The 20,237-nt window shown below is 37.5% G+C and carries 17 protein-coding genes and 1 pseudogene; 2 read left to right on the top strand and 16 right to left on the bottom strand.

Annotation, left to right across the window (positions count from 1 at the left end; all coding sequences use genetic code 11):
* Positions 1-18: 18 nt before the first annotated feature.
* From CYO92_RS04805 to selA, 16 genes and pseudogenes are all read right to left on the bottom strand, one after another.
* Positions 19-1,266 (bottom strand): DUF2920 family protein, encoded by a 1,248-nt coding sequence (locus CYO92_RS04805; protein WP_103588861.1) that lies wholly within the window; start codon positions 1,264-1,266, stop codon positions 19-21.
* Between the two features lie 29 nt (positions 1,267-1,295).
* Positions 1,296-1,874, bottom strand: coding sequence for a hypothetical protein (locus CYO92_RS04800; protein WP_103588860.1), 579 nt, complete (start codon positions 1,872-1,874; stop codon positions 1,296-1,298).
* An 8-nt stretch (positions 1,875-1,882) separates the two neighbouring features.
* Positions 1,883-2,377, bottom strand: a complete 495-nt coding sequence (locus CYO92_RS04795) for a TlpA family protein disulfide reductase (protein WP_021090806.1) — start codon at positions 2,375-2,377, stop codon at positions 1,883-1,885.
* Positions 2,367-3,056, bottom strand: a complete 690-nt coding sequence (locus tag CYO92_RS04790) for an ABC transporter ATP-binding protein (RefSeq protein WP_054196145.1) — start codon at positions 3,054-3,056, stop codon at positions 2,367-2,369. The genes CYO92_RS04795 and CYO92_RS04790 overlap by 11 nt, the downstream gene beginning before the upstream one ends.
* A 1-nt stretch (position 3,057) precedes the next feature.
* Entirely contained in the window at positions 3,058-4,200 is a 1,143-nt protein-coding gene (locus tag CYO92_RS04785) for an ABC transporter permease (protein ID WP_072593884.1), read from the bottom strand.
* Entirely contained in the window at positions 4,187-5,479 is a 1,293-nt protein-coding gene (locus CYO92_RS04780; protein WP_103588859.1) for an ABC transporter permease, read from the bottom strand. Before CYO92_RS04780 ends, CYO92_RS04785 begins: the two co-directional genes overlap by 14 nt.
* Complete coding sequence (locus tag CYO92_RS04775) at positions 5,476-6,855, bottom strand: Fe-S-containing protein (RefSeq protein WP_103588858.1); 1,380 nt, start codon at positions 6,853-6,855, stop codon at positions 5,476-5,478. The genes CYO92_RS04780 and CYO92_RS04775 overlap by 4 nt, the downstream gene beginning before the upstream one ends.
* A gap of 50 nt (positions 6,856-6,905) precedes the next feature.
* Positions 6,906-7,427, bottom strand: coding sequence for an iron transporter (locus CYO92_RS04770; protein WP_084041674.1), 522 nt, complete (start codon positions 7,425-7,427; stop codon positions 6,906-6,908).
* Positions 7,428-7,447: 20 nt separating this feature from the next.
* Positions 7,448-9,388 (bottom strand): FTR1 family iron permease, encoded by a 1,941-nt coding sequence (locus tag CYO92_RS04765; RefSeq protein WP_103588857.1) that lies wholly within the window; start codon positions 9,386-9,388, stop codon positions 7,448-7,450.
* Between the two features lie 268 nt (positions 9,389-9,656).
* Positions 9,657-10,217 carry a formate dehydrogenase FDH3 subunit beta gene (gene fdh3B / locus CYO92_RS04760; RefSeq protein WP_021090689.1) on the bottom strand — a complete coding sequence of 187 codons (561 nt, stop codon included), beginning with the start codon at positions 10,215-10,217 and terminating at the stop codon, positions 9,657-9,659.
* Between the two features lie 11 nt (positions 10,218-10,228).
* The gene (locus tag CYO92_RS04755) at positions 10,229-12,883 is read right to left on the bottom strand and encodes a formate dehydrogenase subunit alpha (protein ID WP_223315356.1); all 2,655 of its coding nucleotides are present in this window, start codon (positions 12,881-12,883) and stop codon (positions 10,229-10,231) included.
* A gap of 60 nt (positions 12,884-12,943) precedes the next feature.
* Positions 12,944-13,138: pseudogene (locus CYO92_RS09640) on the bottom strand (hypothetical protein); the annotation flags it as partial.
* Between the two features lie 77 nt (positions 13,139-13,215).
* Complete coding sequence (locus CYO92_RS04745; RefSeq protein WP_009294906.1) at positions 13,216-13,422, bottom strand: twin-arginine translocation signal domain-containing protein; 207 nt, start codon at positions 13,420-13,422, stop codon at positions 13,216-13,218.
* Positions 13,423-13,724: 302 nt separating this feature from the next.
* Complete coding sequence (locus CYO92_RS04740; protein WP_103588855.1) at positions 13,725-14,465, bottom strand: thioredoxin domain-containing protein; 741 nt, start codon at positions 14,463-14,465, stop codon at positions 13,725-13,727.
* Between the two features lie 53 nt (positions 14,466-14,518).
* Positions 14,519-16,339, bottom strand: a complete 1,821-nt coding sequence (gene selB, locus CYO92_RS04735; protein WP_103588854.1) for a selenocysteine-specific translation elongation factor — start codon at positions 16,337-16,339, stop codon at positions 14,519-14,521.
* Positions 16,336-17,661, bottom strand: coding sequence for an L-seryl-tRNA(Sec) selenium transferase (selA, locus tag CYO92_RS04730; protein ID WP_103588853.1), 1,326 nt, complete (start codon positions 17,659-17,661; stop codon positions 16,336-16,338). The genes selB and selA overlap by 4 nt, the downstream gene beginning before the upstream one ends.
* Before the next feature lie 154 nt (positions 17,662-17,815).
* On the opposite strand from selA, the gene CYO92_RS04725 reads away from it, so the two are divergent.
* Both CYO92_RS04725 and CYO92_RS04720 read left to right on the top strand, forming a co-directional pair.
* Complete coding sequence (locus tag CYO92_RS04725; RefSeq protein WP_103588852.1) at positions 17,816-19,489, top strand: 4Fe-4S binding protein; 1,674 nt, start codon at positions 17,816-17,818, stop codon at positions 19,487-19,489.
* Positions 19,482-20,195, top strand: a complete 714-nt coding sequence (locus CYO92_RS04720; RefSeq protein ID WP_103588851.1) for a TorD/DmsD family molecular chaperone — start codon at positions 19,482-19,484, stop codon at positions 20,193-20,195. The genes CYO92_RS04725 and CYO92_RS04720 overlap by 8 nt, the downstream gene beginning before the upstream one ends.
* Positions 20,196-20,237: the final 42 nt, after the last annotated feature.

Here is a 20,237-nt window from a genome sequence, read left to right as displayed (position 1 = left end):
TTTTAACTATTTTAAATACTAAGCAATATCTAAAATTTCAAGATTTATTTGATCTAAGACTTCACTAAATTTATAGATCATATCGCCGCATTTATACTCAATACTCTTGCAGCTATTCTTGTTTTTTTGAGATAAAGTTTTCTCCATCATACTGGGAAGCTCTTTTTGTAAAAGTAGTTTATAAGACATCCCCATTCCATGCATTAGAGACTTTATAAATTTGCCATCAACCTCACTCTCATCTTTTACCATATGAAGCGTCGCGTCAAATTTTAGCTTCTTAAGAGCCTCGTAAAGCTCGATTTTATCCTTTGCTGGAGCTATTTCTTTATCGCAAATACAGTGATAGCTCACGTAAATTGGCTTTTTATAGCTGCTTTGAACATTTAAATGATCTAAATTTAGGATGTTTCTTATCTCTTCTCTTGCGTCAATAAAATAGTATGGTGATTTTTCATTAAGTGTCCAGTAGGTCTTATCAAAAAAATAAATATATAAATTTTGATACAAAGTATCAGTGCCAAAACAAAAATAGTTAGTAAAATTTATCTCTTTACCAAAGCCGATAAGACGCCATAAAAATATGGCATAAGAGCTATTATCTATCACAGCATCAACTAGCCATGGAGCGATCTTAGCACACATATGTGCCAGATATCCACCATGTGAGCTACCTACCATTATCACTGGCAGATGTTCAAATTTGGCATTATTTATATATTTTTTTGTATAAAGCACAGCATTTAGCACATCCATTGCTTGCATAACGCCAAAATTTTGATATTCATTTTTTGTTGGCACTATCGTAATGCTAGCATTTAGTCTAAAATCAGCCGGCAAAATACCTCTCTCTTTTCGAATAGTAATCTCTTTGCTAAGAAATTTAAGCAGCAAATCAACCTTCTCGTGGCAGTCGATACTTTTTAGATCAATTGGTAAATTTATACCTATACTTGATAGTTCTCTTGTTAAGATTTCGCAATCTATATCATCAAGTCCAAATTTCGCCCCAAGCTGTGGGCGGTTGCCTATGCAGTGATAATCCACACTAATACATGCAACATCATAAGTCTCTGCCATAGTCTGCATAAGATTAGCTCTATATCCAAGGTCAGAGTCTTCTCCAAGCCCAGGGATAATCACCAAAAGGGCTTTTGCATCCTTGGCATCGTCATAACAGGAATAAAAGGAGAGAGGAGAGCTTCTTTTTATACCAAGTTCAATATCATCACAAGATGAAATTTCATAGCTTCCATCAACTAGCATTTAAATCCTTTTAAATTTACTAATTTCTCCTATTTTTGCGAGACATTATAAAAAAAGCTAACGATCTGTTTTGCTAGGCGTTCTTTAAAAAACGGCCAGATATAGCTTGGCGAATAGACATTGCCAGCTTGCATAAGCGAGATATTTGTCGCCTTTTCGCCACCATTTTTTGGACGCACTAGCACGCTTACTTGCATGTGATAAGTATAACTATTCGTGCTAAAGTCATCATCATCGTAATAGCCAAATGGGAAAAACATCGAGTAGCCAAAGCCAAAGCTTGGTCTGCCAAAGCCATATCCCATTCCCATTGAAAATCTAGGATCTCTTTTGATTATCCTAGAAAAGCTTTGTACATCGCCAAGGATAATGAAGTCGGCATTTTTGATATTTGGCTCATTTCTAAAGCCAGCCTTTGCAAACTCGCTTAAAATTTCAGCATTTACATCTTGTCCGGTCGCACTATTTTTAAAATTTATATAGACGCTTCTGTTTGATTCATTAAGCGTAAAAAAGATCGGATCGCTCGTTTTGACCGAGATATTTGGAGTGCTGTTAGCACATCCAACAAAAAATACCGCTAAGACAAACAAAAAGAAATTTTTCATATTCACTCCTACAAGAGCGATCTTATAGCACTTTCAAGTACGCTTTTTGGTGTAAGACCGATAAATTTTGATCGCATCTTACCATCTTTATCAAAAAAATAGATAACTGGCACACCCATGACACCGCCAACTGCCTTACTAAAATAATCCACAGAAACCTTATCACTCGTAGTTTTAAAGGTAATGTTATGCTCTTTTAAAAGCTCAATATCTTTATCAAAGCCTTTACTAGGTCCTAAAACACCAATGAATTGAACCTCTTTGCCATACTCTTTTTCAAGCGTATTTAGATCAGGTATCGCGGCCTTGCACACTCCGCAGTCAGTGCCAAAGAAAAATAGCATATATGGCTTATCGCCTATCTTTAGCCTCTTTTCCGTTGGAAAAAACTGCGTATCAATGCCACTTGAGTCATTTAGAGTGATGTGATGCTTTTCATACTGCTTGACGCAGCCCATAACTAGAGCTGAGACTAGACATAAAAATAAAATTTTATATCTCATTTGGCACCTTTGGGTTTTCAATAGTGCGAATTTTCTCTAATTTGCCATGTCTTAGATAGACGATCTTATCGCCATACTCGCCAAGATCAGGGTTGTGAGTTACTAGAAGTATCGTCTTGCCATCTTTTCTTAGCTTGCAAAATAGATCAAGTATAACTCTTTCATTTGCTTCATCAAGGTTACCAGTTGGCTCATCTGCTATTAAAATTTCAGGATCGTTTATGAGCGAGCGTGCGATACAAAGGCGTTGTTGCTCACCACCACTTAGCTGACTTGGTCTGTGTGTTAGTCTGTGAGAAAGACCAACTGCCTCAAGCGCCTTTTTAGCATCCTCTTCATCAACTGAGCTGTGATAGTACTGAGCGATCATCACATTTTCAAGTGCGCTAAGATATGGCACTAAGTGAAACTGCTGAAAAATAAGACCGATCTTTTCACGTCTAAATTTAAGTGTATCGTCAGCATTTAGATTGCTCGCATCATCGCCACCAAGCATATAAGTACCACTACTTGGAGTATCCATTAGTGAAAGGATATTTACAAGCGTACTCTTACCACTACCACTTGGTCCCATTACGCTGACCCACTCACCTTTTTTAACCTCAAAATTTATATCATCAAGTGCTTTAACATCGCCAAAAATTTTACAAATATTTTTTAATTCTAGTGCATTTTGCATATCATTCTCCTCTTAATGTATCTGCCATTTTATTATTAAGTGCCCGTTTGATCGGATAAAATGCTGCGATCGCTGCAAATAAAAGCGATATTATCACAGCTACTGGGATGCTTAAAATTCTAAAATCAATACTAGAATCAAATATCGCATAACCTAAAATTTGAGCTAGTAAATATCCTAAAAATGCACCAACTAATGCTGAGATGAGCGCTGTCACAAATGTCTCAAAGCCAAATAGCTTTAGTACATCTTTTTTGCTTGCACCTATGGCTCTTAGAAGTGCGATCTCCTTTGAGCGAGAGAGCAAGATAGCACTAAGCGTTGTGTTTACGCACATTGAAGTAATGAGCAAAATAACAAGGCTAACAAGTGCCATTAATAGCTTTATTTTCTCCAAGATGTAGCCCTCAGACTTTGAAACCTTTGCCACTGGTTTTGCAGCTATTTCATCATTACTAATAGTCTTTGCGAGCGATGTTATCTCGTCAAAGTTACCAAGCACAACAGCTTCAGCATAGTTTATTTTGCCAGCTTTATTTGAAATTTTTTGAGCCAAAGATAGTGATGTGATCAAAAGTGCATCCTCTTTATCGCCGCTCGCGACTACACCTTTTATCTTTACATTTATGCTCTCATTTGAGCCAATGGCGCGAATTTCTATATCATCGCCTGCTTTAAAGCCAGCCTGACGAGCTAGATCGACGCCTATTAGCACGTTTTTATCGTCAAAATCGACATTTATCATCGTTCCATCTCTAACATCTAAAAATGGTTTAACTTTTTTTAGATTGCTAAATTTTGTTCCCATGACGATAGCATTTGTTGGACCGATATTTGCTTGAGCAAAGAGATAGCCGCTCTCACCAAGAAGCTTGTCTTTTGGCACTTTAGCGATCATCTCATTGTAAGTTTTTTCACTCATATCATCGCTTGTAGCCATATCTTTTGGAGCAAAGATCATATTTGCACCATAAGTTTTTAGCTCACGTGAGACCTTTGAGTCAATGTCAAGATAGACATTAACAAATGCAGCACACACGCATGCTCCAAGCAAGATAGAGATTACGATGACCATGACTCTTGATGAGCCGTTTTTTAAACTTTTATAAATTGTATTGTAAAAGAATTTGCTATTTGCGGTCATATAGCACCTCCGCAGGTAGTAAATTTATGACGTTTCTCATTGGCATTAGCGAGCCAACGACTGAAATAAGCAGGGCAAATGCCACGCTAATTGGTAGCACGATCCAAGCTATGCCTATTCCGTGAGAAAAAATGATGTAAGACATCACGTAGCTTAGCGCGTATCCTAAAAATGCTCCAGTGATACCAGCAAAAAAGGCAACCACAAGGCTCTCGCTAGCAAAAAGGGCGTAAATTTCAAAGTTACTTGCGCCTATGGCTTTTAAAAGACCGATCTCTTTTTTACGGCGGTAAATTTCACTTGTCATTAGCGATGTTATACCGATGGCTGAAACCACAAGAGCAATGATGCTAACGATGCCCATTAGGCTTTGGATTTTCTTTACGATATTACTCTCTGCATCACTTACTTGAAGGCTTGCCTTTGCGCTAACGTTTGGTAAATTTTCTTCTATCTGAAATGCGATTGATCCTGCATAGGCTGAGCAGTACCATTTATCGTACTCTGCGCTATCAAGATTGTCTAAATTTCTTCTTGCTTTTAGCGATAGGTCATTTTCTGGGATCGTCATAGCTGAGACTTCAGCTTTTGTATATGATCCAGCGTGACCTGAAAGATCTCCGGCAAGCTTTAGTGAGCCAACTAGCTTATGCGTCTCGTCACTAGCTCCTTTTAAAATTCCAACTATTTTAACCTCTTTTGTGCCGTTTTTGCCAGTAAGGCTAAGCTTGTCGCCAACCTTTAAATTTTTAGCCTTAGCAAGCTCATCTCCTACTAAAATTTCATCCATGCTTTCATCTTTTGGCCAAGCACCCTCAACGCCCCAAAATCCATACAAGCTCTTAACGCCTGTGCTAAATTCTGGCTCATCTTTTAGACCAATATTTTTATCAAAATAGGTTCCTTCAAAGGCAAATTCAATTCCTTTTTCATCTTTAACCTTTGCTTCTAAAAATGGCGCAAAAGCAACGATATTGTTTCTCCAAAAGATCTCTTTTATCTTATAAATATCAGCTTCTGGGAGTAAATTTTGTGATTTTAGTGGAGTGAAATTTTTACCCTCGATCTCGATACTTAAGCTCTCACCTCGTGGCAAAACAACGATATTTGAGCCATATCCTCTAAGCTCGGTTGCTACTTGATCGCCGATTTTTAGCGTAATGTTTAGCATGCAAGCTATCAAAAGAGCAGCTAGCAAGATGGTGATAAAGGCCATCGTCTTTTGCACCTTTGAGCCCGTGATCGAGCTTTTTATCATTCTTAGTTGCATATTTTTCATTTTAACGTTCCATTTGTTTCTACATATTTTTCTGGATTTGCTTCAAATTTCGCCTGAGTTTCGTTATTTTCAAAGAAATATGTGCGTCCATAGTATAAATATGATCTTGACTCAAGGTTGCTCACCTTTTTGCGGCTAACTGGGTCAAGCACCATTTTTTCGACAACCTTACTAAAGAAATTTGCTCCATCTGTAATAGTTTTATAATCAACTATGATATTTTTGCCATCGAAGATAAATGGCATTGGTATCGGATTGCAACCACCCTCTTTGCCAACTGATGGTAAGAAAATTCTAACATTACAAGAGATACAAATAAGATCATTGCCTCTTTTTATATAGCCCATATCACCGCAAATCATACAAGAGTCAAAGACGATAACAGGCGATACACGGTCGCTAAAGCGGTTTAATAAGAAGAATCTTATCTGCTTACCCTCATCTGTGATGTAGGCAAATCTGTGAAGTTCATTATCTTTTAGCATATCAACATCAAATATAAATTTATCTCCCACTGGCTCAACCAAGACTGGCTCTGAAATTTCAGGTGGGCGAGATGCGTAAAGATCATAATAGAGCGAAAATCCAAGTGCTATCAAAATACTACAAAATGCAAATTTTGCATTATCAGAAATATTTTCTCTAATGGCTTTTGTAAAGCGGTATTTGATAGAACCAAATTTATTTTTATCAATACTTTTTGGCATAAAGAAAAGTGCGGTGATGCATAAAAGTAAGATCACAAAGATATAAAAATAAGTACCAAATTCTGATACGTAAATACCTTTTGCACTAACAGATAGAATCTGAGAGTTTAACTCACTACTTATTTTTAAAGCCCCAGCACGTAAAAGCTCAAGCGCTGTCTGAGAACTTCTATCTATTAGTAAGAAAACTAAAGTGATAATAGCTAAAATTTTAGCTATTAATGGAGAAATGCTAGATTTTAAATTCGAAATGAAAAAGAATAAAAATACGAGCAAAATCATTGCAAATATCATTAGAAAGAAGCTAATGACAGAAAGCGTATCTAGTAGCTCACCACCAAATAGCGGGAATAACACACTGCTTGAACTATAGCCAAAGCCAAAGCCGATGCCTAAAACAAAAAACGTTACAATTTTTGCTATCTTAAGCTCAAGAAATATCCATAAAACGCTAATTAGTAGAAAAACTAGCGTCACTGAATCGATGAAAATTTTAAACTGATCATCTATAAGTGCGTGACGAACGACTTTAAAAATAAATACGCCAGCTACGACTCCAAAAAGTGACGGTAAAAAGAGTGTTTTTAAACTTTTATCCTTGTTATTTAAGGCAGCAAAAAGCGTAAATCCAAGGAGGGCTAAAAAGACCTGATAGAAATAAATTGACATAACTAAACCCTGTGAGAATTTTTTAAAAGGGGCGAGAACGCCCCTGGTGATTATTTAACAGGACCACCTGTCCATTGAAATTTATAAGTTGTTGTGAAAGGCTCAAACCATTTACCAACACCGCTCTCTTTGTCAGCGTGGCGACCAAAACCTTGTTTTTCTGGATTGTCGATGTGGAATTTAAGCTCATAGTTACCAACACCTGTATCCATTTTTACGTTAGCACCGTAGTGTGGGCCATCGCTTGCAACCATTGGCATAAAGGTACCTTTTTTAACTTTGCCGTTATCAAGGTTTTTTAGCTCGTAGTTAATCTTTAGGTATGGGATCCACTCACCTTCGCCAAAGCCGTTTTTATTACCAGCAATAGCGTGTATGTCAGCTTCTAGGTGAAAATCAGCTAGGCTTGGAGCTAGGTCAATACCCTTTGGTTCCATGTCGATTGGTTGCAAATAAACTGCAGCTATCTCCATACCATTAGCCTCTACAGGCTCGCCAATTGGGTGCTCTCCAGCAAGTGCAAAACCAGCTGCTAGGCTAAGTGCTAGAGCTGAGCTAAGAATTTTATTCATATTCTCTCCTTTAAATAAGATTAATTTTTATTTTGTTTTGATTTCATAATAACGATGCCTATGACTAGGGCAAGCACCATAATGATCTGAGGTACTAAGCTCTCGTAATATGGCTGAAGTCCTAGCCAGTCTCTCATCCAGTCAGGGAAGCTAAGTCCTTTTATGATAGTTGGGATGAAAATTTTACCCTCAACTAACTCACCAACGCCTTTGCCAACAAAGACGATCGACATGTAAAAGATGATCGCTGATGTAAATATAAAAAATGGTTTAATAGGAATTTTAACAGCAAAAATTTTAAATAAGAAATAGACTATCAAAAGAACGATAAGACCTACGACAAAGCCAGCTGCAATCATCGAGTAACCAGCTGAATCTTTAGCTCCAAAAATAAGTGCTTGATAAAATAGCACTGTCTCAGCGCCCTCTCTAAATACGGCTAAAAATACAGTCCACCACAGCGCTGTACTTGAGCCACTTGAGATAGACTCAGATACATGTGATTTGATGTAGTCGTTCCATTTTTTAGCGCCAGCATTTGAAAGAAGCCAGAAACCAACATAAAATAGAAGTCCCACTGCAACAAGCATTGTGATGCCTTCCATAAGCTCTCTTTTTTGACCTGCTGCCTCGCCAAAGATGACGTTCATGATCCAGGCCATAACAAAGCTTAAGATGACAGCCACGCCAACTGAGCTATAAACAACTTTGCCCATCGCTTTAGCATTGCCAGTTTTTACAAGATATGCAACAACAGCAGCAACAATGATAAGCGCCTCAAAGCCTTCTCTTAAAATAATAGTCAAAGCCCAAACAAATAAAGACCAAGGTGAGCTTGAACTGCTAGTTTTCTCAAGTGCAGCTGCTAGCTGAGATGACATCTTGCTTGCACTTTCTTGAAGAGTTTTTTCGTCTGCACCTGATTTCATAAGGGCTACAAGATTGCCAAATGTAGCTTCGATAGCTGTTTTTAAATTTACATCTATTGCACCTACTTTGTTCTCCATACCGCTACCTTCAAACTCATCAAAGTAGATGTCTTGGATATCACCCATAGCTTTAGCGCTATTGCCACCTTTGTAAAGTGCGATGGCTGCTTGAATTTTGTCGTTTATGTTTTGAACGACTTTGGTATAATCTGCACCACTATCTTCTTCAGAAGCTGCTTCTACATCACTCATATCAACTTTTGCTAGTTTTGCAGTATCAGCTGGGAGTTTTGAGACAGCGTCATAAGCTAGCTTTTTGATCTCTTCTAGCTTTACTTTAAAGTCATCTTTTGTTATGCCATTTGTGATGCCGCTTATTGCTTCACCCATCTTTCTTTGGATATCAGCATCTATGCTTTTACCATTTTCTATATGCTGGCGAATAGCGATTTCAAGTTGAGTATTTCTATAATTTGTAAATTTGGCATCTTGAATAGCACTTTTGGCGTCATCTTGCTTATCGCTCTCGTAGCTTGCTATGGCTTTATCTAGATCGGCTGATAAATTTGCAAATGCCACCTTCCACTCAGGGATAAATTTAGAAGTATCATAGCCACTTGCAGCAGCTTGTGCTGGGGTGTCTGAGTACTCGCCAACAAGCTTATGGCCATTTAAAATAACTGGCAGAACTTCAGCTATTTCGCTATTTATCTGATCTATTCTTTTTTGCACGTCATCTGGTGCTTCGCCAGCTTTTATCGCTTTTCTGATCTCGCCAAATTGCTTCTCCATAGAGTAAGCTTTTTTCTGACCTAAATTTATTCTGATGCCAGCTTCGACATCTTCAAACAAACCAAAATAAGCATTTTGAGTATCGCTAACTGCTTGCTCGACGTTGCCAGCTCTATACTCTGTTATTACTTTTTGTAACGACTCTTTTATCTGAGCTGCAACTTGCTCATAGTCGTCGTTTTTTGCCACGAGCCAAATAGGCAACAACATAATTAGCATAAATTTTAAAAATTTATTCATTAATTAAACCACCTGTGAGATTATTTTAAAACGCAATATTATCAAGGCTTTACTTTGATTAAAATAAAAACGATTATCATAAAATAGAGCAAATTGAGATAATAAAGAGAAATTTGTCTTCAAATAGCCAATTTTAAATGGTTTTAGAAATTTTCTAATGTAAATTTAAAATTTATCTTTTGAGTAAAAAATAGTAGCTTTATAAAAAATGAAAAGGTTTTAAGTTTAAAATTTTGAATTTAAAGGAGAGCAAATGCTCTCCTTCTTGTTAGGCATTTAGCCCAGTGTTTCTTAGCATAACGCGTTTGCGATATACATTTGATACTTCAGCCGCATCTCCAACTAAAAGTGCATTTGTGGCACAAACGGCCGCACACATAGGTACTTTGCCCTCAGCCATTCTATTTTGGCCGTAAAGCTCTCTCTCCTCGTGTGAATTTGTTGGCTCTGGGCCGCCTGCACACATTGTACATTTATCCATTACACCTTTTACGCCAAATGCTCCATCTTTAGGGAATTGTGGAGCACCAAACGGACAAGCATATAAGCAGTAACCACAGCCTATACATATATTTTTATCGTGAAGCACGATGCCATCAGCTCTAATGTAGAAACAATCAACCGGGCAAACTTGCTCACAAGGTGCATCAGTACAGTGTTGGCATGCAATGGTAGTTGAAACCTCTTTACCTTCGATACCATCGTGAAGCGTAATGACCTTCCTTCTATAAATTCCCACTGGAAGTTCATGAGCAGAAGAGCAAGCAACTTGGCAACCATAACAACTAATACATCTATCAGTATCTACGAAAAATTTCATTCTTGCCATTTTATTCCTCCTTACTCTTTACCCATGGCGTCTCTCTCGCCATATTCATGGAAAAACGATGTTTTAAATGTATTTTCCTCAGCTTTTTCTATACGGCAAAGACCTGCGTTAAACTCTGAAATTTGAGTAACTGGGTCAAATCCATAGTTAGTAACGGTGTTAAAGCTCTCGCCGATAACATAAGGCTTAGTACCCTCTGGATAGCGAGCTGAAAGATCAACGCCTTGCATAATACCAGCGAAGTTATATGGCATACAAATTCTATCTGGAGTTACCATCTGGCTATGATAGCATCTTACTTTGATCTTTGTGCCTTGTGGGCTGTGAATCCACATCATATCGCGGTCTTTTATGCCGTATTTTAAAGCTAGCTCTGGATTAACATTAGCAAACATCTCTGGCGTAATAGCTGATAGATATTTACTAGTTCTTTCTATCATTCCCGCACCACTTAAGTTTACGACGCGTTGCGTGCTAAACACAATTGGAAATTCTTTTGACCAATCTTTTGCTTGTTGCTCTGACTTAAACTTAGTAGAAACACGGAAATTTCTAGCTTGATCATCAAATGTCGGATACTTTTGAACAAGATCCCAGCGTGGTGAGTGAACAGGCTCTCTATGTTTTGGAATAGGATCGAGGAATTCCCAAACGATAGCTCTTGCCCTTGCATTACCATAAGGAACAACACCTTTTTCGCGACATTTCTCAAAGATAATACCACTATAATCCATACTCCAGCTTGGTCCCATCTTAGCTTTCTCTTCTTCAGTTAGAGTTATACCTAAGACTTTTTCTATATTCTCTTTTGTGATTTGTGGATAGCCACCTTTTATAGCTGAGCCAACAAGCGTTGTCTCTTCGCTAGCTAGCTGACTAACGCCATTATGTTCGAGTCCAAAGCGATTTCTAAAGCCTGAACCGCCCTCAACATAAGGCTTACTCATATCATATAGTATTGGTGTTCCAGGATGTTTTTCATCCCATGCTGGCCATGGTTTACCGTAGTATTCGCCTTTAACTTCACCACCAATACCTATTAGCGTATCTGGATCAAATTTATCCCAGTTTGCTTGATGGCGTCTAAACATCTCGGCTGTTCTACCACCATAACCTATAGAATTTCCAATCCTTGCTATCTCATTTGTCGCATCATCAGGCCATACAAAGTCATCTTTTACTTGTTTTATTTCATGGTCTACGATACCCATTTTCATGCCTTTTACATATTCATCGTAAAAGCCAAATTTCTTAGCAAACAAGAACATTACTTCATGATCGCCCTTACTCTCATAAAGTGGATCAACAACTTTTGTTCTCCATTGACCTGAGCGGTTTGTTGCACTTAAGTGACCTTCATTTTCAAATGCAGTCGCTACTGGCAAGATATAAACGCCATCTTTTCTGTCTGAAAGGATAGAAATTTCATTTACAAATGGCTCAGCCACAACGATCATATCTAGTTTTGAAGCTGCTTCTTGAATTTTAGCTAGGTGCGCCATAGACGTTAGACCAGTTCCTTGAACCCAAAGAACTCTCAATGCACCACTACTAAATGTGTTCTCCTCTTTCAAGACACCTTGCCACCATTTTGAAAGTGACCAGCCTTTTTCGTTTCTCCAGTTCCTATCTTCTGGATGCTTAGGATCGTGGTAATAATACTCTTCAAAGACTGTGTTTTTAACAGGAGCGCCACCTTGTTTTGGCTCTTTTGTTGAGACTGCAAAGCGTTTAATAAATTCGTCATAATCAACGCCCCAGCCTTTGCAGTAATATTTCCATGCTGCATCAGTTAAGCCATAATACATTGGCAAGCTATCTGAAAGGTTGCACATATCAGTTGAGCCTTGAACGTTGTCGTGACCACGAATGATATTACAGCCGCCGCCTGCTTTACCCATATTTCCTAGAATTAGTTGAAGGATAGGTAAAATTCTTGTATTTGATGTACCAACTGAGTGTTGAGTGATGCCAAGTGCCCAAACAACAGTACCCGGTTTTGTATGAGCTAGGATATCTGCAGCTTTTAGTAGCTTATCAACTGGTACTCCAGTAACATCAGATGTAACCTCTGGTGTCCAGTGCTCAGCCTCTTTTCTTATCTCGTCAATACCGTAAGTTCTATTTTCTATAAAATTTTTATCTTCCCAGCCATTTTTAAGAATGATGTGGATAAGACCATAAACAAGTGCAATATCAGTTCCTGATCTTTGTCTCAAATAAAGATCAGCGTGTGCAGCTGTCTTTGTAAAATTTGGATCAGCTACAATTACTTTTGCATTGTTTCTATCTTTTGCTTGTAAAGTGTGCTTCATGCCACCAACTGGGTTTGCCACAGCTGGGTTTGCTCCAATGATAAATATACATTTTGAGTTCGCAGCCATATCTCCAAAGTGGTTTGTCATCGCGCCATAACCCCAAGTATTCGCCACACCGGCGACTGTTGCGCTATGTCAAATTCTTGCTACGTGATCGTTACTGTTTGTACCCCAAAATGCACAAAATTTTCTAAAGTAATATGCTTGCTCATTGTTAAATTTCGCAGATCCTAAGAAAACAACACTATCAGGGCCATCTTCTTTGCGGATCTGAAGCATCTTATCGCCGATCTCATTTACAGCTTGATCCCATGAAATTCTTTGCCATTTACCATCAACTTTTTTCATAGGATATTTGATACGTTGTTTACTGTGTGTAAGGTCGATCTGATCGATACCTTTTGAGCAGTGTGAGCCCTGAGATATCGGATGATGCATCGCCATATCTTGACGAACCCAAACACCATCTTTTACCTCAGCCTCGATACCACAGCCTGCTGAGCAAATAGAACAAATCGTTCTAACCTTTTTTGAGCCAGGGAAAGGATTTTTTATCTCCTCATCACTTGCTTTTCTTATCGTTTCATTTTCTCCAAAAGCCATTGTGCTTCCAGCACCAAGTGCGGCTAGCTTTAAAAATGAACGTCTTCCTATACGTGCATCACTCATGGTTTTCTCCCTTAGTATGCGATTTTATAGTAGGTTTCCCAGTTCTTGCTTTTTTTATAAAGCACCTCTTTTTTGTTTGACTTGCCAACGACGACACCATTGTCATCAGGAGCTAAGTCGTCACTAGTCACTTTTGCTACGGCTGAGACTGCGAGTACACCGCCGGCAGCACCGACTTTTAGAGATTTTTTTAGAAAATCTCTTCTTGATCCTTGCATTTTTTCTCCTTAGCTCTCAAACTTAAAAATTTGAGAATTTGGTTTGATTGGTCTTCACAATTTGCAACTTTAGAAATTCTAAAATATTGCAAGGCCTATTTCAGGGCTTTTTATAGCCTAGATTTAAACTCGGTAAATTTAGCATAATTGCAAGATAATCAAAGTAAATATAAAGCTTTAATTAAATATGTTAAGTTATTGTTAAAAATATAAGAAAATATATTTAATATTTTAACTTTTATGAATTTTGAGAGAAAGGCTAATTTAAAGTATAAATTCTAGGGAGAGCTCCCTAGAAAAGGTTATTTTAGATCACTTTTATTTATTATAAATGGCACTGATCTAACGCCGGCAGAGAAATATTTTTTACGTAAAGTATCAATCTTGTCGCTCTCTTCTTTGCCAACATTTTTTTCATCTACGTTATAATCTTCAGAGAAATACTTTCTTAAAATTTTAACCTTATCGCTATCACTTTTTGCATTTTTTATATCTTTATAGATCAAAGCACTTTTTTGCAAAGACGATAGTTCATGTACTGGAGTTAGGATGATTTCAACGTTATTGTCTTTTAATGTCGTTTCGATCTTTGCTAGCTCGGCTCTACAATATGGGCATTCAGGATCTGAGAACATGATAAGAGTTGGCTTTTTGCTATCATTGCCAAGAGTTATAACATTTGCCTTGTCTTCATTTTTATAAATTTTAGCTAGGGATTTTACTAAATCAAGCGCTGCTTTTTCTGCGATTACCTTTTTTTCTTCAGCCAAATAAGACTTTTGCTCCTTTAAATTTACAACATCAGGAAACATAAGATCACCCTTAACAAAAGTCACATCTTCTTGAGACATATCCCCTTTGCTAAATTTTAAGCTTACTTTTTCTATATCATCTAAAATTTTAGTGCGTTCTACAACTTTTACATTAACACCATCGATATTTTGATTTTTAAAAACTTCTGAGTAAAAATCTTCTATTTGCTTATCGCTTGCTGCCATTAGGCTAGTTGCCGCTAATATTGAGGCCAAAACCACTTTTTTCATTTTTTTCCTTTTTAAAAATTTGGCGGATTATATTTGCTTTTTGTAAATGAATACTAACCACGAAAGACTCTATCATTTCCTTGCTTCATTATGTCACTCTCAAGGTCAAGTTGCTCAAGATAAGCGATTACATATTTTCTGCTTAAATTTAGTGCATCCTTGGCGTTTGTGACATTTACAAAGCCTTGATTTTTGATGATCTCTCTTAGTTTATCAAGTGCCATTTTTAGCGAATTTCTAGTGATAAAAAGATTATGCTCCAGCCTTACAACTCTGCCCATTGCAGTTAGTTTTTTAAGGGCATTATCACCACTTAGCCTATCTATTTCTAGCTCATCATATATATTATAAGGTGCCGTTGGAGCTAGTTTTCCGCTTTCTAAAATTTCATAAATTTTCTCTTCAAGCCTTACTTTTAGTTTGCTTATATCAACGCCCTTTTTTGTATAGACGCCATCATTTTTAGAGATTAAGTTTATACTTTCAAGCTCATCAAGTGCTTTTTGAGCCAAATTTTGACTAGCCCAAGCAAGCTTTAAGCTTATACTTTGAGCTGAAAAGACAGCAAATTCATTTTTCTCTATCATAAATTTAACCACAGATTTTATCCGCTCAACCGCGCTTAGATCGTAGATATTTAAAGCCTTTTCATCGACAAAGACGTTTGAGACTTTTTTGGCCACATTTACGGCCTCTTCGTGACTTAGTCCAAACCTTTGATAAGAAGAGATGATGCCAAAGCCATTTTTGTGAGCCTCTTTTAAGATAGAAAAGGCTCCAACAAAATCATGCTTTAAAAGTGCAGCCAAAAAGAGAATTTTACCAGCTTTTTTCAGTGGCTCAAGCACAGGATTTAGCACCTTGCCGCCTCCTATCACGCGCGCATCTGAGATAATCACAAACGACTCGTCAAATTTCAAAAACATATCGCTTTGAAATTTAAAGCTCACGAAGTAGCTATCATCTTTTTGACTAAGGATTAGCACCTTTGCAGGCACATTTTTAGCGCCCACGCAAAATGTCACGCTTTGTGAATGTATCAAATTCTTAGCAGTTACGACCGCATCAACCTCTCTAAATCCCCTAAAAAAGCCCTTTTTGCTAAGTAGCTGACCCTTTTTTAGCTCGCTAAGCTCGATACCTGTTAGATTAAGCGCCACGCGGCTGCTAACTCCAGCGCTATCAACGAATTTATCGTGGCTTTGCACGCTTCTTACTAGCACCTCTTTGCCAGCGTCGTAGTTAAAAAGCTTCTCGTTTTTACTAACGCTTCCCTCTATCACGGTGCCAGTTACGACATTTCCGATACCTTTTAGGCTAAAAACCCTATCGATGTAGTATCTAAAAACGCCCTCCTCATCGCGCTTTTTGGCTCTTAGCGTAAAGAGGTAGTTTCTAAGCTCATCGATGCTCGCCTTATCCTTTATGCTAACGGCAAAAATTTCTAAAATTTGCAGGTTTTTAAATTTAGAAATTTCATCTCTTATCTCTTTTTTTCTTAAATTTATAGTTGCTTCATCTACGAGATCGCATTTTGTAAGCGCTACGATTATAGATTTCACACCAAGGAGATTTAAAATTTCAAGGTGTTCCAAGCTTTGAGGCATAAGCCCATCATTTGCCGCCACCACAAATAAGCACGCGTCAAAGCCATACGCGCCACTTATCATCGTTTTTATGAGATTTTCATGCCCTGGCACGTCGATAAACGCGATATTTTCATCATTTTTGCTTAAATTTGAAAAGCTTAGATCGATCGTTATGCCACGCTTTTTCTCCTCTTCAAGATTGTCCCCCTCAAAGCCGTTTAGCTCCTTTATAAGCGCGGTTTTTCCGTGGTCGATATGCCCTGCTGTTCCTATTATTAAACTCATTTTTCTTCCGTTTCATTTATTATTTTTATTAGCGTCTCTACGTCATCATCAAGAAGTGATCTAAGATCAAGCATAAATTTATCGTTTTCTATGCGTCCGATCACCCTTTTTTGCCTAAATTTTAGCTCGTTTAAATTTGCGTCGCCACTAAGCGCAAGTGCCACGCTTGGGATCTTTTTATTTGGCATCGCACCACCTCCTACAAAGGTTTGTGTGCGCACTATCTCAAGCGGATTTTTTAAATTTTTATTTATAAAATTTGCTAAGCCTTCAAGCTCTTTTACGCTTTTGTGAAGCAATTTTTGCGTTGTGATTAGCTCAAATTCTTTGTTTAGATAGGCTTTCATGCTCTCAGCCAAAAGCGAGATGATCACCTTATCGACGCGAAGCATCCTTAAAAGCTGATTTTTCCTAAGTTTTGAGATGAGCTCTTTTTTGCCGACAATTATGCCACACTGAACCGCGCCAAGCAGCTTATCGCCGCTAAAGCTAACTAGCGAAACATCTTTTAAATTTTTTAGATCTGGCTCGTTTTTGTCTAAGTTAAAGGGCAAATTTCCGTAAAATCCACTGCCAAGATCAAAATAATCTATCAAATTTTGCCTGCTTGCTAGCCCGCTTAGCTCATTTGCCGTGGTCTCTTCGCTAAAGCCAACGATGTCAAAATTTGATCTATGAACCTTTACAAGCATCGCTGTCTCATTACTTATCGCCTCTTCGTAGTCTCTTAGCCTAGTTTTGTTTGTAGTGCCGACCTCTTTTAAGATACAACCTGCATTTGCCATCACCTCAGGCACTCTAAAACTACCGCCGATCTCGACTAGCTCGCCTCTACTAACGACCACTTCTCTGCCCTTTGCAAAGGTGTTTAGCACCAAAAATACAGCGCTTGCGTTGTTATTTACAACGATGGCGTCCTCAAAGCCAAAAGCTCTTGCTATTAGCGAGCCAACGTAGTCGTATCTGTTGCCGCGGCTGCCTGTTTTTAGGTTGTATTCAAGGTTTGAGTATCCTGTGATAACAGGTGTTGCCCGCTTTAAAATTTCTTTATCGATAACACTTCTAGCGAGGTTTGTGTGAATGGTCACACCAGTTAAATTTAGCACTCTTTGAAGGCTTGATTCATTAAATTTATGATATTCGTTTAGGATTAAATCTATTATTTCTTGCAACGCAAAATTTGCATTTTCATTTAAAATTTTAGCTCTAACTTCATTTAAAATTTGCCTTGCAAGCAATGTGACTAAATTTATATCAAATCCTGAAAATGCTTCGTTTTTTATGATTTTATCAACTTGTGGGATATCTCTTAAATCGCTCAATTCGTGCTCCTAGTAAGTTAGTTTTACCAAGCCGTGATTTTAACATAAAAAATATTATAAATTAAACCTTAGAGCAAAAAGGAACATATAAAATTCAGAGTCTATTAATCCCATTAATATTAAAATAAGCCTGTTTTTGATAATAGGAGAAATTATGAAAGAATTTGGCTTTTATAACGATTTTGACGATACTTTAATGCTAAATGAACAGATAGAAATAAATAATGAAAAGGAAGAATATTTAGTTTCTAATTCGCCAAAGCTTAAAGCAAACATTATCGCACCTGAGATAAATTTTTATCTAAAAAATACAACTGCAAGCGTCTTAGAAAAAGCTAAAAATACACTTTTGCTTTATGAAGCAAGAGCAACTGTATTTGACATGGCAAAGGATGTTGATTACGAAAAAGAAGTCGGCAAAAATGTCGTAATAGTAAGCAACTCAGGCCGTGAGGAGCTAGCAAATTTATTAAAAGAAAATGGCTATAAAGTCATTGAATTAACGCATTTTGAAGTGAAATTTATTTATGGCGCAGCTGGCGAACTTAGTGTTTTGATACTTAGAGCAAATGACGAATTTGAGGTCGATTGTGACTTTTTCTTGGTTGAAAATGCAAGGGATTATATGCTAAAGCAAAGCGGCTGTTATGAAATAGCTGGGCTAGAAGATGAAGCTGTGCTTAAAATTTTAAATGAAAAGACTCCAAAATTTAAGTACAAAAGTCTAACTCAATACGACTCTTCGATCTGCCAATATCACGAACGACGAAATGAAATTTGTGGACGCTGTGTCGATGTTTGTCCAACTGTAGCCATTTTAAAAGAAGACGAGACAAAGCATCTTGTTTTCTCACAAATCGATTGCGTAAATTGTGGTAACTGCATTAGCGTCTGCCCTAGCGGATCTCTTGACTCTACACTTATGCCACAAAACTCATTTGCTACTATTGCCAAACTTTACAAAGGTAAAATTCCACTAATAATCTCTAATGAAACAAATTTAGACGAGCTAAATATAAGCCTACCTGAAAATGTCTTGCCTTTTTTCATATCAGCACCACATATGTTAAATCAAGCTCATCTTATTACATTGCTTCAAGAAAGTGGTGCGAGTGTGATTTTATTTAGCAAAACTCTTGGTAAAGGCGAAAAAGACGCCATTAGCATCTTAAATCAAATTTATGAGCTTAAATTTAAAGAGACGGCGATCTATCACGCCAAAGATAAAAATGAGCTTGAAGAATCGCTCAAAAAGGCAAAATTTATAGCTGACTCACAACACACAATAAACGAATATGCCTTGCCAAAAAGAGAAATTTTTGCAAAAAGGCTCGAGTTTTTAGTAGGTAGCGAAGATCTTGGCGTGGTAAAAAGCGGCGAGATGATAAGATACGGCGATGTCAAGATAAACACTGATAGCTGTACACTTTGTCTAAGTTGCGTTGGCGCTTGTAACGTAAGCGCGCTAGTGGCTGATAAAAAGACAAATTCGATTTTATTTAATCCAAGCGTCTGCACAGCTTGCGGATACTGCGAACTAAGCTGTGCTGAAAAAGATACCATAAGCCTTGAGGTTGGAAAAATTTCTCTTAAGCCTGAGTTTTTTACCTATAATGAACTGGCACGAGATGAGCTTTTTGCCTGTGTTGAGTGCGGAAAAGAGTTTGCAACTAAAAAAGCGGTAGAAAAGATCGCAACTATAATGCAACCAAGATTTGGCAACGATAGGGTTAAGATAAAAGCACTTTACTGCTGTGCTGACTGTAAGGCCAAACTAATGGTTCAAGCACAAATAAACGCGATGAAAGAGGATTTATTAAATGGATAAAAACATCATAAAAGCAAGATCATATTTTTACGAATTTCTAGCATATCCTATGTTTTTTTACACAAATGATGAGAAATTTGCAAGGTGGAAAGAGCAGCTAAAATACTTAAGCGCAAATCCTTTGAGCGAGGATAGTGATGCTGCATTTAAAAATTTAGATAAATTTAGCTTTGAAGAATTTTCAAAAGAACAAAATGACGTTCTTTTTGGCTTTACAAATATCCCTTTAAGTGCCTCATTTTATGAAGAGGGCAGAGATAACGGCGCAGCTAGGCTTAGGGTTATTGAATGTTTAAAACTAAGCCCATATAGACGTGATAGCGAGCTTTGCAAAGACAGCGAGGACTACGTTGGATTTATATTTTTAGCGATGGCTACATTTTTAAAAGATGAGTTTAATGATGCAAAAAATATTAGCAATAAGCTATTTTCTGAAACTTTAAATTTATTTGTAGATGAGTTTGGCTCGCTACTTTTGGCTCACAAAGAGGCAAATTTCTTTAAATCATATACTATTATTTTAAAAGATTTCATCGACCTTGAACGCTCTATACTAAACGTAGAAGCACCGGCTAAGCCAAAAGGCGATAGTGTCGCTATGGCGGCACTTAAAAAAGAGCCATTTCAAAGCAAGATGCCGACATTTAAAACCAAGCTTCATTGGGAAGAATTTTCTCCAGTCATCTCGCACGAGTTTAAAGACTAGCTTAAATTTACTCTTAGCCTAGCTAGGAGTAAATTTAACATC

The organism is Campylobacter concisus (genome assembly GCF_002913715.1).
In the GTDB taxonomy this organism is placed as follows: Bacteria; Campylobacterota; Campylobacteria; order Campylobacterales; family Campylobacteraceae; genus Campylobacter_A; species Campylobacter_A concisus_AG.
Note: the sequence above shows the minus strand (reverse complement) of the source record. Positions and strands in the feature narration are given on the sequence as shown.